The 16,274-nt window shown below is 68.9% G+C and carries 12 protein-coding genes; 7 read left to right on the top strand and 5 right to left on the bottom strand.

Annotation, left to right across the window (positions count from 1 at the left end; genetic code table 11):
- Nucleotides 1–74 precede the first annotated feature (74 nt).
- Genes WEE69_14770 through WEE69_14755 form a run of 4 tightly spaced genes read left to right on the top strand, consistent with a single transcriptional unit; the run spans nt 75 to nt 6,243 of the window.
- Nucleotides 75–1,982, top strand: coding sequence for a nucleoside-diphosphate sugar epimerase/dehydratase (locus WEE69_14770; GenBank protein MEX1146562.1), 1,908 nt, complete (start codon nt 75–77; stop codon nt 1,980–1,982).
- Nucleotides 1,961–3,658 carry a P-loop NTPase gene (locus WEE69_14765; GenBank protein ID MEX1146561.1) on the top strand — a complete coding sequence of 566 codons (1,698 nt, stop codon included), beginning with the start codon at nt 1,961–1,963 and terminating at the stop codon, nt 3,656–3,658. Before WEE69_14770 ends, WEE69_14765 begins: the two co-directional genes overlap by 22 nt.
- A gap of 12 nt (nt 3,659–3,670) precedes the next feature.
- Nucleotides 3,671–4,849 (top strand): glycosyltransferase, encoded by a 1,179-nt coding sequence (locus WEE69_14760; GenBank protein ID MEX1146560.1) that lies wholly within the window; start codon nt 3,671–3,673, stop codon nt 4,847–4,849.
- Nucleotides 4,846–6,243, top strand: coding sequence for a hypothetical protein (locus WEE69_14755; protein ID MEX1146559.1), 1,398 nt, complete (start codon nt 4,846–4,848; stop codon nt 6,241–6,243). The genes WEE69_14760 and WEE69_14755 overlap by 4 nt, the downstream gene beginning before the upstream one ends.
- Nucleotides 6,244–6,335: 92 nt before the next feature.
- On the opposite strand, the gene WEE69_14750 is transcribed toward WEE69_14755, so the two are convergent.
- Together WEE69_14750 and WEE69_14745 are read right to left on the bottom strand one after the other, a co-directional pair.
- Nucleotides 6,336–7,316 (bottom strand): NAD-dependent epimerase/dehydratase family protein, encoded by a 981-nt coding sequence (locus WEE69_14750; protein ID MEX1146558.1) that lies wholly within the window; start codon nt 7,314–7,316, stop codon nt 6,336–6,338.
- A gap of 77 nt (nt 7,317–7,393) precedes the next feature.
- Nucleotides 7,394–8,395, bottom strand: a complete 1,002-nt coding sequence (locus WEE69_14745) for a glycosyltransferase (GenBank protein ID MEX1146557.1) — start codon at nt 8,393–8,395, stop codon at nt 7,394–7,396.
- A gap of 427 nt (nt 8,396–8,822) precedes the next feature.
- Between WEE69_14745 and WEE69_14740 the strand changes: the two genes are divergently transcribed.
- Together WEE69_14740 and WEE69_14735 are read left to right on the top strand one after the other, a co-directional pair.
- Entirely contained in the window at nt 8,823–9,968 is a 1,146-nt protein-coding gene (locus WEE69_14740) for a hypothetical protein (protein MEX1146556.1), read from the top strand.
- Nucleotides 9,965–11,617 (top strand): CRTAC1 family protein, encoded by a 1,653-nt coding sequence (locus WEE69_14735; GenBank protein ID MEX1146555.1) that lies wholly within the window; start codon nt 9,965–9,967, stop codon nt 11,615–11,617. Before WEE69_14740 ends, WEE69_14735 begins: the two co-directional genes overlap by 4 nt.
- Before the next feature lie 27 nt (nt 11,618–11,644).
- Here the strand turns inward: WEE69_14735 and WEE69_14730 are convergent, their stop codons facing one another.
- The 3 genes from WEE69_14730 to WEE69_14720 all read right to left on the bottom strand — a co-directional run bounded on the left by WEE69_14730 (nt 11,645) and on the right by WEE69_14720 (nt 15,685).
- Entirely contained in the window at nt 11,645–12,955 is a 1,311-nt protein-coding gene (locus WEE69_14730; GenBank protein MEX1146554.1) for a nucleotide sugar dehydrogenase, read from the bottom strand.
- The gene (locus WEE69_14725; GenBank protein MEX1146553.1) at nt 12,952–13,905 is read right to left on the bottom strand and encodes an NAD-dependent epimerase/dehydratase family protein; all 954 of its coding nucleotides are present in this window, start codon (nt 13,903–13,905) and stop codon (nt 12,952–12,954) included. The genes WEE69_14730 and WEE69_14725 overlap by 4 nt, the downstream gene beginning before the upstream one ends.
- 115 nt (nt 13,906–14,020) lie before the next feature.
- A complete protein-coding gene (locus tag WEE69_14720) occupies nt 14,021–15,685 on the bottom strand; it encodes a hypothetical protein (protein MEX1146552.1) in 1,665 nt (554 codons plus the stop codon).
- Between the two features lie 321 nt (nt 15,686–16,006).
- Between WEE69_14720 and WEE69_14715 the strand changes: the two genes are divergently transcribed.
- A partial coding sequence (locus WEE69_14715) for a hypothetical protein (GenBank protein ID MEX1146551.1) occupies nt 16,007–16,274 on the top strand: 268 nt, incomplete at its 3' end.

Raw genomic sequence — 16,274 nt, 5'->3', positions numbered from 1 at the left:
GTTGGCCTGGAAGCGGAATGGCTGGGAGGCCAACAGTGGGGCTTCGGTGGCGGGATTCCGTCAACGAGCGGGTCGTGCGAGGGCGTCGCTGGATCAAGCGCGGCGTGAGCCGAGCGCGCACCCGCACCCACCTCAGGCTCTACGCGCTCGACGCGGTGCTCATTGCGACAAGCTATGCGGCGGTGCTGCTCCTGCGCTTCGACGGCGCGGTGCCCAACGACTACTGGAAGCGATTCCTCGCCTTCCTCCCGTTTGCGCTGCTCGCCCACCTCGCGAGCAACACGGGCTGGGGTTTGTACCGCCAGATGTGGCGACACGCGAGCGTCCAGGAGGCGCGCCGCGTCCTCCTCGCGGGGGTGACCGTCGTCGCGATCGCCGCGCCCCTGTACTTCGTGCTGGACGCACGACCGGTCCCGGTCTCGGTCCTCGTCTTGGGAGCTCTCGTAGCAACCGCCCTCGCCGGGCTGCACCGATTCCAGGGACGGCTGGTCGGTGTCCGCCGCCGAGCGGCGACGCCGGCGGGTCTTCGCGTCCTCGTGATCGGTGCCGGTGAGGCGGGCGCCGCCATCGTGCGGGAGATGCAGCGCAAGCCGGCGGCGGGCCTCAACCCGGTGGCTGTCCTCGACGACGACCTGCGCAAGCAAGGCCTCGCGCTCCTCGGGGTGCCGATTGCCGGGGAAACGAGTGACCTCGGCGAGGTCGTCGAGCGTGACCGCATCCAACGCGCCCTGTTGGCGATCCCGACGGCGGGGCAGGAGCTCGTGCGCCGGGTCGCGACCGCTGCCGAGGAAGCAGGGGTGCCGCTCCAGGTCGTCCCCGAGCTGGGCGACCTCATCGCGGGTCGCGTCTCGCTGCGTGACGTCCGAGACCTGCGGATCGAGGACCTGATGGGTCGCCAGCAGGCGAAGACCGACCTCGAGGCGGTCCGCTGCCTGCTCGCGGGCCGGCGCGTCCTGATCACGGGCGGCGGCGGGTCGATCGGTGCGGAGCTGGCGCGCCAGGTGGCCGAGTGCTCGCCGGCGTCGCTCGTCCTGGTCGACAACGACGAAACTCACCTCCACGACGCCACCGCGTCGCTGACCGGTCCGGTCGAGACCGCGCTCTGCGACATCCGCTCCGCTAGCCGGCTCGTGCGGATCTTCGAGCGGCACCGACCCGAGGTCGTCTTCCATGCCGCCGCGCTGAAGCACGTACCCGTACTCGAGGACCATGCCTGCGAGGCGATCGAGACCAACGTGTTGGGGACGGACACCGTGCTGAAGGCCGCCGCACGGGTCGGTGTACAACGGCTGGTCTTCATCTCCACCGACAAGGCCGTGCGCCCGACGAGCGTGATGGGCGCGTCGAAGTGGCTGGCCGAGCAACTCGTGCTCGCGTGTGCCTCGGAGTCGACGCCGCATTGTGCGGTCCGGTTCGGGAACGTGGTCGGCAGCCGGGGCAGCGTCATCCCCACGTTCTCGCGGCAGATCGCCGCAGGGGGTCCCGTTACCGTGACCGACCCCGAGATGACCCGTTACTTCATGAGCATCGAAGAGGCGGTGCAGCTCGTGCTGCAGGCTGCCGTGTTCGCGACCGGCAGCGGCGAGGTGTTCATGCTCGAGATGGGCGAGCCGGTCAATATCCTGGCGCTCGCCCAGCGGATGATCATGCTGTCGGGGTTCAGCGTCGGTGAGGAGATCGAGATCGACATCGTCGGGGCCCGACCAGGCGAGAAGCTCACCGAGGAGCTCCGCGCGCCGGATGAGCGCTGCGAGCCGACCCCGCACGAGTCGATCGTGCGTCACGAACCGCGAATTCTCTCAGATAGTCTTCTCGATGAGACCCTTGAGGAGTTGACCTGGGCCGTCGCTCGCGACGACGAAGCCACGGCGCGCAAGGTCGTGTCGCTCGCCAATGGTGCCGACGCAGTGCTCGAACCCGATCTCGTCATCGATCTCACGGTCACCGAACGGAGCAAGCAGTGGAACCCATCGAGTATCTGAGGGCACTACGGCAGTGGTGGTGGGTGATCGTCGCCTCGGTCGTGGTCGGGGTCGGCGTCGTCACCCTCGTCGGTTCCCAGAACACGACGACGTACACGGCGACCCAAGACATGCTCTTCGCGCCCGACGTGCAGGGGGAGGATGCCGCCGACCCGGCGGTGACCCTCAACCGGATTGCCTTCCTGACGACCCGCGGCTCGATCCCGGATCGAGTCGCGGAGCAGCTCGGGTCGACCGACCCGATCGCGCTCGCCCGTCGAGTGAGCGCGGCGGTCAACGCTGAGCTCCGCACGTTGTCGATCACCGCGACCGGTGCCGACGCGCAACGAACGGAACGGCTTGCGAACACGTTCGCCCACGAAGTCGTCGCGAGCCTCGACGAGCAGGCTGCCTCCGAGCGAGAGCTGGAGGTCGAGCGGCTCCAGGTCGAGGTGGACGACCTGGAGAGGCAGCTCGCGGCGTTGGACAGGTCGATCGGCGCTAACACGGAGGGTGGGGTGCTGGGCGGCCAGCGCGAGGCGCTGGGCCAGCGGTACTCCGCAAACCTCGCTTTACTGCAGGAGCTGACTACCGGCCCCGCTCCTAGCTCGGGCCTGTCCACCGTCGCGCCGGCACGGGCGGTCGTCGCGGCGGGCGGCGGCGCGAGTCGGACCACCAGCTTCGCGCTCGCCGGCTTCGTCAGTCTCCTGATCGGCGCCGGTCTCGCGCTCGCGCTCATGCGGTTCGACACCCGGATCCGCACCAAGGAGGAGGCGGAGGAGGCGTTCGGCCTCCCGGTGATCGCCGAGATCCCGCTGCTCTCGCGTGCGCGCCGGGACCGCCACGACGTGATCTCGATCACCGAGCCCGAATCGCCCGGTGCCGAGGCCTACCGCACCCTCCGCACAGCGCTCATCTTCGGCCCCCGCGTTCGCTGGTCGCTGAACGAAGCGACAACCCCGCGCCGTCGCCGCAAGGACGCGCGCGTTGAGGAGCCGTCACCAGCGCGTCTTTCGCACACCCTGCTCGTGGTGTCGCCAGGGGTTGGCGAGGGCAAGTCCACGTCGGTGGCGAACCTGGCCGTCGCCTTCGCCGAGTCGGGCAAGTACGTCCTGGTGGTGTCGGGTGATCTGCGGCGGCCGATGGTCGACACGTACCTCGGGGTCGAGGAGGGTCCCGGGGTCAGCGAATTGCTCGCGGGCGAAGATGAGATGCGACTCGTCGATATCGTGCGCACTACGTCGACGCCCGACGTCAGGATCGCGCCGAGCGGCGAGGCGGTCTCGAACCCCGGCGAGCTGTTGAGCCATCACGGAGCGGAGCTCGTCGACCAGGCGCGGAACCTCGCGGACGTGGTCCTGATCGACAGCCCGCCGCTCCTCGCAACCGACGACACGAGCCCGCTGATCCCTCGCATCGACGAGGTGCTCGTTGTCTGCCGTGCAGGGGTGACGACCGCGGAGGCGGCGCGGCGAGCGAGCGAGCTGCTCTCCCGCCTCGGGGCTTCCGTCGCCGGCGTGGCGCTCGTCGGCGTCACGGCCACGGCGACCCCTCGCGGCTACTACCGGGCGTACACCCGAAGCGGTCGCCGGGCACCACGCGAGCCAAACCCCGAAGCGGGATCGGCCGACGGTGGTCAATCCGCCGACGACCAGAGGACGAAGTCGACGCGCCCCAGGGCGTCGAAGACCGCCTGAGCTCAGGGCGTCGTGGCCGGTTCGACGCACGCGGATCCTCTGAACCGATCCCGGATCGGTGCGGTCGCCCCGCCGCGTCCGCGCGTCCTGTGGCTGACGAAGGGTCTCGGCCGGGGCGGGACCGAACGACTGCTTGTCGGCGGGGCGCTGTTCCTCGACCGGGACCGGTTCGACGTCGAGGTCGCGTACCTGCTCCCGTGGAAGGACGCGTTCGTTCCCGAACTCGAGTCGCAAGGGATCGCCGTGCACTGCCTTGGCGCGCGCCGGCTCGCCGACCCGCGCTGGGTGACGCGCCTCCGTCGCCTGGTCCGAACCGGCGGGTTCGACATCGTGCACACCCACATGCCCCTCCCGGCCGTGACCGCCCGCCTGATGGCGCGGCACGGTGTTCCCGTGATCGTGCACACCGAGCACAACCTGTGGCCGCGGTATCGGTGGGCCACACGCTGGGCGAACTCGCTCACCTACCGACGCAACCGCGCCGTAATCGCGGTTTCGGGCGCGGTCGCGGATTCGATCCGGCGGCCTCGTCGACGGGCCGCGACGTGGCCGTCCGTCGAGATCGTCCACCACGGCGCCGACCTGCGGGCGGTCCGGCGTGGCCACCGCGCCCGCGCCGAGGCCCGGGTGCGGCTGCAATGCCCGCTCGACGGGCTCGTCGTGGGCACCGTTGGCAACTTCACGCGGAAGAAGGACCAGCAGACGCTGCTCGATGCGTTCGCGATCGTCGCCCGAGCGCACCCTGCCCTCCGCCTCGTGCTGGTCGGGAGCGGGCCGCTGGAATCGGAGCTGCGAGACGCGGTCCATCGGCTCGATCTCGAGTCGTCGGTGAACTTCGCCGGGTCGCGCGACGACGTCTTCGAGCTCCTGCCAGGGTTCGATGTCTTCGTGCTGAGCTCGCGTCACGAGGGACTCCCCATCTCGCTCCTCGAGGCGTTGGCCACCGGCGTGCCCTGTGTGGCGAGCGCCGTCGGCGGGATTCCGGAGGTCATGGCGGACGGCCGCGAGGGGTTCCTGGTCCAACCGGGCGATCCCGTTGCCCTGGCGACCGCGTTGTCGAGGTTGCTCGAGGCCCCGGCCCTCCGCGCCTCCATGGGAGCGGCCGGGATCGAGCGGACGGCCGACTTCGACCTCGAGCGTGCCATGCAGCGAACTCAGCAGCTCTACGACGACGTGCTCTCGGCGCGATGAGCAGGCTTCGGTCACACGCCGTGTCGGCCGTGAGCCGGCCGATCACCATGTGGGCCGTCGTCGGGCTGCTGCTCGCCACGGTCTACCTGGCGTTCCTCGCGCGCGAGATGGCCACCCAGTCCTACACGGTCTGGGGCGGATTGGTGATCGCCCCAGTGCTCATCGCCATTTCGCTCCCGATCCTCTTTCGTGTCGCCCACAAGACCGACGACGCGGGAATGGCGGGGCTGTTCGTTGCGGCGCTGCTCCTCAAGTTCATCGGTGCTCTCGTCCGCTACTACGTCGTAATCGACGTCTACGGCGGGAATGACTCGATCGGGTACCACCAGTGGGGGGTGCATCTGGCCCCCATCTTCCGGAGTGGCGACCTGACGGTCGACATCGGTCGGGCGGCGATCGGCACCGGCTTCATCGAGATCTTGACCGGCTGGGTCTACGTCTTCACCGGCCCAACGATCATCGGTGGCTATCTGGTCTACTCATGGTTGGGGTTCTGGGGTCTGTTCCTCTTCTACCGCGCGTTTCGCATCGCGGTCCCGAACGGCGACTTCCGCCGCTACGCGCTCCTTGTGTTCTTCATGCCGTCGATGCTGTTCTGGTCGTCGAGCATCGGCAAGGAAGCCTGGATGACCTTCGCCCTCGGCGTGACGGCCTACGGCGCGGCCCGGCTCCTCACGCACAAGCGTTGGGGTCTCCCCATCGTCGGTCTCGGGCTCCTGGGGACCGTCATGGTCCGGCCGCACGTCGCGCTCGTCGTCTTCCTCGCCCTCGGCGCGGCGTACATCGTTCGCCCAGCCAAGCGCGCGTCCCTCACCAACCCGGTCGCGAAGGTGGGAGGGCTCGTTGTGCTCGCCGTCGTGGGGCTGATCGTGCTCTCGCAGGTCCAGGACTTCTTCGGGGTGCAGAAGGTCGACACGACAGCGGTGGAGAGCGTGTTTGACAGGACGCGCCAGCAGTCGTCGCAAGGCGGCTCGGAGTTCGAGGCGCTCGAGCCAGGTAGCCCTGCTGGGTACGGGCTCGCGATGGTGTCGGTCCTCTTCCGACCGTGGCCGGTCGAGGCGCACAATCCCCAGGCACTGGCCGCGTCGCTCGAAGGAGTCGTGCTGCTCGTTCTCTGCTTACTCTCATTCAGACGCCTGGCCGCGATACCACGCGCGATGATCCGAACTCCGTACGTCGCGCTCGCGGTCGTCTTCTCACTCGCATTCATCTACGCGTTCGCGAGCATCGGCAACTTCGGGATCATCGTGCGCCAGCGGGTGCAGTTGTATCCGTTCGTGTTCGTGCTGCTCGCGATTCCCGCCGCCGATGTGAGATCCGGCGTGTCCCGGCGCGTGCAACATCCGATCGTGTGGCGATCCGAGGGGCCCGACAACGCCGGCCCTGTCTCCTAACACCAGTGCCCGGATGCCCAGGCCGAGCACAGCCGCCAAGTGATCGTCAAAGGAGTTCGCCGCGGAATGTCCGGCGTGCAGGTGCAGGTTCCTCACTCACGGTCGAGTTCGGTCTTGGCCTCGGCGATCGTCTCGGTGAGGATGTCGTCGAGGGTGCGCCGAGACCGCCAGCCGGTCAGCGCAGCCAATCTCCCGGTGTCGGGGACCCGGCGGGCCATGTCCTCAAACCCGGATTCGTAGGCTTTGTCGTAGGGGATGAGCGCGATCTCGGACGAGCTCCCCGCTATGTCCCTGATCCTGCGGGCAAGATCGAGGATCGAGATCTCCTCCCCGGAGCCGACGTTGAACACCTCGCCGACCGCCTCGGCAGAGCCGATGATCCGCAGGAGCGCGTCCACGACGTCCGCGACGTGACAGAAGCAGCGGGTCTGCGAGCCGTCCCCGAACACTGACATCGGCTCACCGGCGAGCGCCTGGCGGACGAGCCGAGGGATGACCATTCCGTATGCCGGGCTCTGACGTGGGCCGACGGTGTTGAACAAGCGAACCACCAAGGTCGGCAGCCGATGCTCGTTGTGGTACGCATATGCCAGGATCTCGTCCACGGCCTTCGACGTGCTGTACGCCCACCTCGCCACGGACGGCGATCCGAGCACGCGGTCGGCGGTCTCGGCGAGCGGCACGGAGGAGTTCTTGCCGTAAATCTCCGACGAACTCACGACCAAGATCTTCTTGCGGTATCGGTGCGCGGCTCCGAGCACGGTCTCGGCACCGCGGATGTTTGTCGTGAGCGAGTGCAGCGGCCGCTCCACGATCAGTTTCACCCCGACGGCAGCCGCGAGGTGCATCACAATGTCGCAGTTACGCACGTGCTCGTCGACCATGAGTTCGTCGAGGACGGACCCTTGGACGAAGCAGAAGTTGGGAGACGTGCTCGCGGAGCTGAGGTTCTCCGGTCTTCCGGTCGAGAGATCGTCGAGCGCGATCACGTGGTTGCCGCGCTCGAGGAGCGCGTCGGCGAGATGCGAGCCGATGAAGCCTGCGCCACCCGTGATGAGGACCGTTTCGGACATCTGTGAAGCCTCGTCGTCGTGTCGCGCCAATCGGGTCGAGGCGTTTCCCGTTTCCCGGTGAAGCGAATCGGGGGAGTCTAGGGCGCGGTCGGCGCGATCTTTGGTGTTGGGCACATCTGCCGCGCGATGAAATCCTCGAGTTGCTCGGCTCGGTCGTCCCAAGTGTGACGGCTCTGAACGAGGGTGTTACCGCGCCGGCCGATCTCGCGGAGGTCCTCGGGTGCCCGCCCGTAGTGGTCGAGTTTCTCGACGAGCTCGTCGAAGGTCCGGTACGAGACCATGGTGTCGCCGTCCGCGAAGCCAAGGTCGGCGAGCTCGTCGATCTCGTCGCAGATCGGCGCGCATCCTGCTCCCGGAACCTCGAAGTTCTTGATCATCGGTTCGAGTCCCGATTTGAGCACGAGGCCACGGCTCGGAGAGAGCCGATGCATGACACGACCGAGGCCGCGACCGACGATGCCCTCCATGTTGCAGATGAGGCAGCCGAGGAACTGGTTCAAGTGCTCGTTCAACTCGAAGCTCTGGCAGCGAAAAGATGTGAACCCAACCCGTCTGCGCTGCAGGTAATCGAGCATCGCGCGCCGGGCCTGGTAGGCCATGCCGTAGTAGCCAATGCCATTCCGCTCGAGGTCGAGGTCGAACATGCGCGCGGCGTCGTAGCCCTTCGGTAGCCAGTAGGAGGGAACTCCTGCGGCGGCGAGCCGCTCGCTCGTCGCCTTCCCACTGCTCGCGAGCACCTGGAAGTCGTTGCGGTGGAAGACCTCCGGCCACGCACCGATGTAGCGCGATTCCGAAACCGCGAAGTTCTGCACGGCGTCGTGCTCGAGCATGACGCGCACACCCGCAAAGTCTCCCCACCGGAACCCCGGACGCTCAATCAGCTCGCGGAAGCGGACAAACCAGATGCACGCGTCCGCTTCGTCGTGGCCCGAGATGTCGGCGATCGACTCCGGCCACCCGTCGTCGACCCAGGTGAACCTGATGTCGAACCGCTGACCGAGGGCGTCGTAGAGCCCGCGCGTGTACTGCTCGAGGTGATAACGGTGGCCGACGAACGCGATCGTCCTCTGCGTACCCAATGCCCTACACCGCAAACGGCGGGTCCTGCCGACGGCCCGGGGGTGGCCGTACACGCTGCCGCGTCATGAGGACACGGAGCGTATCGGTGAGCGATTACCGCGGCAAGCGTGCGCGCAGCGCGGTCGGGCGCGCCCCGCGGACGATGACACGAACAGCGGCGATAGCGTGGGACGCATGGCTAAGCCGCGCTCGACGGATGATCCGTCGGTGTTCGGTGTCCGCACACGACGCTCGCATCGCCGAGCCGGCCTCGCCTTGATCACGAGTTCGCTGCTCAGTGCCAGCGCCGCGTGGGGCGCTGCAAACCACGCGGTGGCTGGAATTCCCGGCGTACCGGCCGACGCTGTAATTCGCGGTCAGGAAGTCGATTGCCCGCGGCCGGCCGCGCCCGCCTCAGTCGACGGTCCCTCGAACGAGGCCGAGCCCGTGGAGACGGCCGAGGATGCGGGAGTCGACGTGGCGCTCGTTCGGTACCCCCGCCCTGAGGGCGAAGGCGATCCCTGGTCGCAGTGGGGTCAGGGCCTCGTGCTCCCGGACGGTCGGTTCGTGTCCGCGATGGGGGATCACCGCGGTCCCGACGGCGACTCGTATCTCTTCGTCTATGACCCCGAGACGCAACGGCTGACCCGCTTTGCCGACGTGCTGTCGCTCGTCGAGCACGAGCCAGGTGCATGGGGCTACGGAAAGATCCACGGGCAGATCGTTGCCGGCCCGTGCGGCGAGGCGTACTTCAGCACCTATTGGGGCGACCAGTCCGACGAGATGTACACGTCGACGTACCGCGGGGATCTGCTCTTCCGTCTCGACGCGAGGCTCGAGCCGAAGCCGCTCGGCGCGCCGGTCGCCGAGCACGGCATCCCCTCGCTCGCAGCATTCGCGCCCGATGGTCTGGTCTATGGGGAGGCGACCGACCCCAAGCGCTTCGACGAGGAGCTCGAGGATGATCACGGCACGTTCTTCGTGTACGACATTCAGCGAGACGAGGTCGTCTTTCGTTCGGACGAAGCGGCGCACATCGGCTTCCGGAGCATCCTGGTCGACAAGAAGGGCCGCGCGTACCTCGCTGCGCGCGATGGGCGGCTGCTCGTGTGGGAGCCCGGCTCGAAGGAGCTGCGAGTGCACGACGCGACCCTCCCTGGCGGCGGGTGGCTGCGCGCGTCGACGCGCCCCGCGCCCGATGGCACGGTCTACGGCGTGACGAGGGAGCCCAACGAGCTCTTCGCCCTCCGCCGAGATGGTTCGATCCGATCACTCGGGTCTGCTCGTGGCTACACGACATCGCTCGCGTTGACCCCTGACGGGTCCCGCGTCTTCTACGTGCCGGGCGCGCACGGCGATGCCTGGGAGCAGGGGACGCCCGTCATCGCCGTGGACACGAAGACCGGCGAGCAGGAGGTGATCGTCGAGCTCAACGACTTGGCCGAGGAGCAGCTCGGCCTGACGCTCGGCGGCAGCTACAACGTCGTGCTCGACCCGTCTGGCGACCGGCTGTACGTCGGATTGAACGCCGGGAAGGACCGGGACGAGCCGTGGGGCGAGGTCGTGCTCGCGGTCATCGATCTGTCCCCATGACGGTGCGGCGTCGCCGGCTTGTGGCCAGCGTGACGCTCGCCGGCGCCGTCGTGTTCGGCGCCACGCTGGCGAATCTTCCCGCGACAGCTCGTGCGTCGGCGCAGACTAGCGAGCGCGGCGCCGGCAGGGGAGACGGCGACGCGCTGACGGAGGTCTACCGAGCGCCGCGTCGCGGGCCGGGCGGAGCGCCGGCCTTCCTCGACGCGACCAGCGACTTGGGGCTGCTCGAGCCGCTCACGGGCATGCGCGTGCACGCGACCGCGACCGGTGACGTGAACGACGACGGCTGGAGCGACCTCTTCGTCGGGACGTTCGCCGACCGTCCGGAGGACGACTACCGGGTGCGCGGTGCCGACGGCCCTTCGCCGGACCGCCTCCTCCTCGGTGGGTCGCGCGGCTTTCGCGTCGACGAGTCGTTTCCGGCCGAGTGGGGGCGCACGGCCGCGGCCGCATTCGCGGACCTAGACGGGGACGGGGATCTCGACCTCGTCCTCGCGCGCAACGTTCGGGACGTCGAGCGCGGCCGGGCGCCGTCGACAATCCTCCGGAACGACAGGGGACGGTTCGTCAAGGCGGCGGAGCTCGACCATCCTCGCGGTGCGCGAGCGATCGGGCTCATCGACTTCGACGGCGACTCGCGGCTCGATCTCGTGATCGTCGAGGACCGCTTCTCGGACGGCGCGAGCGTCCTCTGGCGGAACGAGGGCAAGCTTCGTTTTGTCGATGCGACTCGCACCGCGGGGCTGCCACCGGACGTGGCCGGCATGGGGGTCGCGACCGCCGATCTCAACGGTGATCGGGCGCCCGATGTGCTGATCTCTGGGTCCAACCGTCTTTTTCTCAACCAGGGCGACGGGAGCTTCCGCGAGGACGACACCGCTCGACAGACGTTCGACTGGCCTCGCTTCGGCGACGAGGACGACCCGGCCGGGGTCGTCGCGACCGACGTCGACGGGGACGCCCGCACCGATCTTGTGATCGGCCAGCACTACAACAGCACCGTCGACGAGGGCCGGCGCGTCCCGGTGCGCCTGTACTTGAACGACGGCAACGACGGCGCACAGGCGCCTCGCTTCCGCGACGTCACCGGTGCCGCCGGACTCACGCCGCTCCCGACGAAGGCGCCACACGTCGACGTCGTCGACCTCGATGCCGACGGCCGCCTTGACATCCTCACGACGGCGTCCGCCGGCAGCGTGGCCGTCGTCTTCCGTCAGGTCGGTGTCGACGAAGGCGTCCCGCGCTTCGAGCTGACCGGGATTCCGAATCCCCCCGACTACTGGGTCACGGCCGCGGTGCTCGACGCCGACCGCGACGGCCGACTCGACGTCTTCCTCGCCGAGTTCGAGCCCACGCGACCGAGCCCGCTCCTGCGCAACCGCACGAACGCCGGACACTGGTTCGGCGTCACCGCCACGCCCGGCACCGTCGTCGAGCTGTTCCACGCCGGTGGGCTCGGTGACCCGCATGACCGCCTCGCGTGGCGAGAGGTCGGCACGTCGACCGGGTTCGCGGCCGGCCCGTCGGTGACCGCCTGGTTCGGGCTCGGAGCGGTGCATCGCATCGATGTGCGCATCGTGAGCCCCGAGGGACGCACGGTCGTGGAGCTCCATGACGCTGGCGTCGACCGCCTCGTCCGACTCCCCTGACGTTCCGTGCCACGATCCACTACGAGCTCAGAGCAGCTCGCCGCGGAACTCGCGACCGCGCAGGCACCCCTTGGTGTCGAGCACCAACCTGGCGCGAGCGCAGATCTCGTCGAGTGGGAGGTCTGCGTGCTCGACGAGCAGGAGAACGAGGTCCGCCGCATCGAGTTCGTCAGCGGTGCAGTCGACCCGCGACACCGGCAGCCGGAGGTCGGTGTCCGCCGGAAGGTGGGCATCGTGGACGCGGACCTCTGCGCCCAGGGCGAGTAGCCGCTCGGCGACGATGGTCGACGGCGACTCGCGCCAGTCGGACGTCCCTGCCTTGTACGCGAGGCCGAGGAGGAGGATGCGGGCACCGCGGACCGCCTTGGCGTCCTGGTTGAGCAACGCCATGACCCGGGTCGCCACGTAGTCGGGCATGTGGCTGTTCACGTCGTTGGCGAGCTCGACGAACCGGAACCGGAGGCCGAGGCGCGTTTCAACCCGCCACGCGAGATAGGAGGGGTCGATCGGCAGGCAGTGGCCACCGACGCCGGGTCCCGGGGTGAACCGCATGAATCCGAACGGCTTCGTGGCGGTGGCGTCGATCGCGGACCAGATGTCGACGCCGAGGTCTCGCGCGAACATCGCGAGCTCGTTGACCAGGGCGATGTTGACATGGCGGAACGTGTTCTCGAGGAGCTTGACGAGCTCGGCTTCCGCCGTCGAGGACACGGGCACGACCTTCTCCACGAGCGTGCCGTAGAACGCCTCGACGGCGCGCCGCGATGCCGCGTCGATGCCGGACACGACCTTCGGTGTGTTGACCAGGTTCCACTCCGGGTTGCCGGGATCGATCCGCTCCGGTGAGTACGCGAGGAAGAAGTCCTCGCCGGCCCGCAGACCGGACTCCTCGAGCACGGGCCCAAGGAGCTCCTCGGTCGTGCCCGGATAGGTCGTTGACTCGAGGACGACGAGCGCGCCCGGCGTCAGCTTCGGGGCGAGGTCGCGCCCGGCGGCCTCGATGAAGGACAGGTCGGGGTTGCCGTCGCGCAATGGCGTCGGCACGGTGATCACGGCCACGTCGAACGCCCGCAGGTCGAGCGGGTCGCGAGTCGGCCAGTAGCCGTTCTCGAGTGCCGACCGGAGCTGGAGGTCGGGCACGTCCTCGACGTACGACCGCGCCGCGCGCAGCGCCTCGATTCGTTCGGCCGAGGTGTCGTAGCCGACGACGCCGAAGCCGACCTCGCACGCGCGCATGGCGACCGGGAGCCCGACGTAGCCCTGGCCGACGACGGCGATCTTCGCTTCGCGCGACTCGAGGCGTTCGAGCAGCCCCTTGGTGGTGACCCGGTCCGTCATCGCGCGGTTCCCGGCTCAACGCCGACGCGGTTGTCGAACCAGGCCACCGTCCGGCGCAGACCCTCGGTGAAGCTCACCTGCGGCCGGTAGCCGAGGTCGCGCTGCGCCGCGGTCAGGTCGGCGAGCGAGTTGCGAACGTCGCCAGACCTCGGCTCGGTGTGCCGGGGCGCCACCGACCGTCCGACGATGGCTTCGAGCAGCCCGAGAAGTTCAAGGAGATCGTACGAGCGCTCCCCGGCGATGTTGTAGGCCCGTCCCGCGCACCGCTCGGGCGGTGCGTCGGCGGCCCGAAGGTTGGCGTCGACAGCGTCGGAGACGAAGGCGAAGTGTCGGCTCTGGTGACCGTCGCCATGGATCTCGGGTGCCATACCCGAGCGCAAGGCGTCGATGAACAATGGGATCACCGCCGCGTACATGCTGTCGGGCCGTTGTCGTGGTCCGAACACATTGAAGTAGCGGAGCGCGACGGTCTCGAGTCCGTACAGCTCCCAGAACACACGGCAGTAGTGCTCCGCCGCGAGCTTCGACACGGCATACGGCGAACGCGGAATGAGGGGCGCCGACTCGGGCGTCGGGAGTTGGGTAGCCCCGCCGTAGATGGAGGACGACGACGCCGAGACCACACGGCGTACACCGGCGTCGCGGGCGGCCACGAGGACGGTCAGCGTGCCCGCGACGTTTGCTCGGTCCGTCTCGAGCGGGCGCTCGACGGACCGAGCGACGGCCCGGTGCGCCGCTTCATGGAAGACGACGTCGCATCCCGCGGTCGCGCGGGCGACGGCGTCCTGGTCGGCGATGTCCCCCTCGATGAGCGTCGCCTGCGGATGCACGTTGTTGGCGTAGCCCGTCGAGAGGTCGTCGAACGCCACGACCTCGGCTCCCGAATCGACGAGCGCGTCGACCAAGTTCGACCCGATGAACCCGGCCCCGCCGGTGACGAGCGCGCGCATCAATCTGCCCCTCGCGTTCTGCGACGTGTCTACTGAAATGCCTCTCCAGGCTATCGGGTGGCGGGCGACACCTCGTGCGCGTCGACGCGAGCAGCGCTCGCAATCCGATACGAGGTCAGGCGAGCGGGATCCTTCGGAGGCCGTCGACGACGTCGATGCGACCGAGGGTGTTGAAGGTGTGGGTTGCTTCGAGGTCGTGAGACCACGTCGGCCCCAGGACCGCGATCGTCTCTTCGGCGTAGTCGTCGTCCGTGAGAATGTCGACACGTTGGAACGCGACCGAGAAGCCATAGCGAACGGAGCAGTCCTGGGCCGGTCGGATCAATGACCCGTCCATGAGGAACGGACGGCCTGCCGGCCGCGCCCGGCGGACGTCGGTCACGACCGGGTTCCGGGAATGGGGTGTCCAGGGTCCTTCGAGCGCGGCGCTCGTGAAGAGGTGGAGCTCGTCGTTGCGGTTGCGTCCGGGCTCCTCGATGCTCGTGAAGAGCCAGTACCGCCCACCGTGGTGGAGGAGCGAGCTGTCGAGCGCGCGCACGTCCTCGAGGATCACATCGTGCAGCTCCCATCCTCGCGGGAAGTCCACGGCGCGATAGAGCTCGACCGTACGGTTCGCCGCCGACTCCGGGATCATGAAGACGTCCGCGCCATCGCGGAACACGAACGGGTACGAGAGGTGGTACGGGCGCTCGAGGACGACCTCGGGGACGCCCGACTGACCGTCGTCGCCGACCGTCGTCACCGAGATCACCCCGCGGCCGCGCGCGAACTCGAACTCCTCGAGGAAGAGGTGCGTCGTCGACCCGTGGTCGAGCAGGAAGGGATCGGCGAAGGTCCGATCCGGCGGTGGCACGATCGCACGGAACCCGAGGCCGTCGAGGGTGGGCGTGTCCGTCATGCGCAGCCGAATCCCCAGGAGCCATTGCTCGCGGGTGCGGCGAGCGGCAATACGGTGCCCGATCGCCGCCTTGAGCTGACGTCCGGCGACCCGCGCGACCGCGCCGGCACGCGGAGGGCGCGCCGACACAGGCCTCCTCTCGGTGGGCCCTCGGTTCGCGGCCGCGACGTCATTGTTCCCATCGCCGACGCGAAGGCCGGCGAGCTGCTGGAGCACGAGCGTCGCCGCCTTCCAGTAGCAGAGGCTCCGGCTGACCGCGAGCGACGCCGGCTGGAGGCCGACGGTCGCCGTGGCGGCGACCACCGGGTCCGGCGTCCCGGCGACGCGGGTGACGAGCTGCACGTCGCACGTCGACTGTCGATCGTGAATTGCCCAGAAGACCGCGTCGCCGGGACGCGGGTGATCGCTCGCGGGCTCTGCCCACCACACGCCGTAGCGGGCGAAGTCGGTCGTTGGTGACGGACCGCGCGTCGCGCGCAGATCGAGCACCACATCGAACCGACGCGCCGCGCCGCGCGGCGCCGTCGGAGCGAGCAGCGGCGGTGCCAGATCTCGGTCGTCCGACACCTCGATGCGCGGCCGCCCGGCCACGAGTGCAGTCGCGTCGCGAGCGGCGAGTGCGTCGTTGGCCCGTGAGGCGTGGCGTCGCGCATCGAGCGCCTCGAACGCCCGGAACCCGAGCGCCCGGGTGCGGCCCCGTCTGGCGCGCCGCGCGTCACCGACCAGGAGCGTCAGTCCCCAGTCGAACGCCGGGTCACGCTCGAGTCGCGACAGCACCGAGTACACCCAGGCGGGGACCGTCGTCCCGTCGAGCACCACGCCGACGACAATGGTCTCGGCGACCGAGGAGCTGAGTCGCGGGCGCGCATGTTCCTCAGTCACAGTCGAGTGCAAGTCTCTCCGATCGAAGCCCACGTGGAACGGGCGCCGAGAACGCGGATGCGGAGCGTACGGGATCACCATCGGGTCTGAGCGCTCGGTGGTCTTGGGAGTGCTGCCCCGCCGGTCGGTGTGGCAGGGCACTTGCCACGCTCCGCGCGACTTGTTACTCTCCGTGACGGGTAGTGGGAGGCGGAGACCTTCAGCCGATGACTCGGTCACCGAGAGGCTGAAGCGAGCTAGTGGTGAGACCGGCCCACTCCTGCGAGCGAATGCAGGAGCTACCGACGTGGGCAGCGTCGGTCGGGACGAAATGGGCTGGTTATGGGGCTTCGCTGGGACAAGCTTCGTGGTGACGCGAGGCGCGCCGACGGACACAACCGCACCGCGCGCAGCGTGGTCGGTGTGGCCTCGGTGGCCGTCGTGCTGGCGCTCACCGCGGGGCCCGTCGTGCAGTTCGCGGGTGCCGACGACCCGGGCACCACTCCGTCGAGCGAGCAACCGCAAGCCGAGCCGTCGCTCCCCGACGGGAGTCAGCCTGACTCGACCCAGCCGGACACGACGCAGCCGGACACGAGCGAGCCGGACACGA

This window comes from Acidimicrobiia bacterium (assembly GCA_040881685.1).
Lineage (GTDB): Bacteria > Actinomycetota > Acidimicrobiia > IMCC26256 > PALSA-555 > SHVJ01.
The sequence above is the reverse complement of the archived record's forward strand: the minus strand, read 5'-3'. Positions and strand labels throughout refer to the sequence as shown.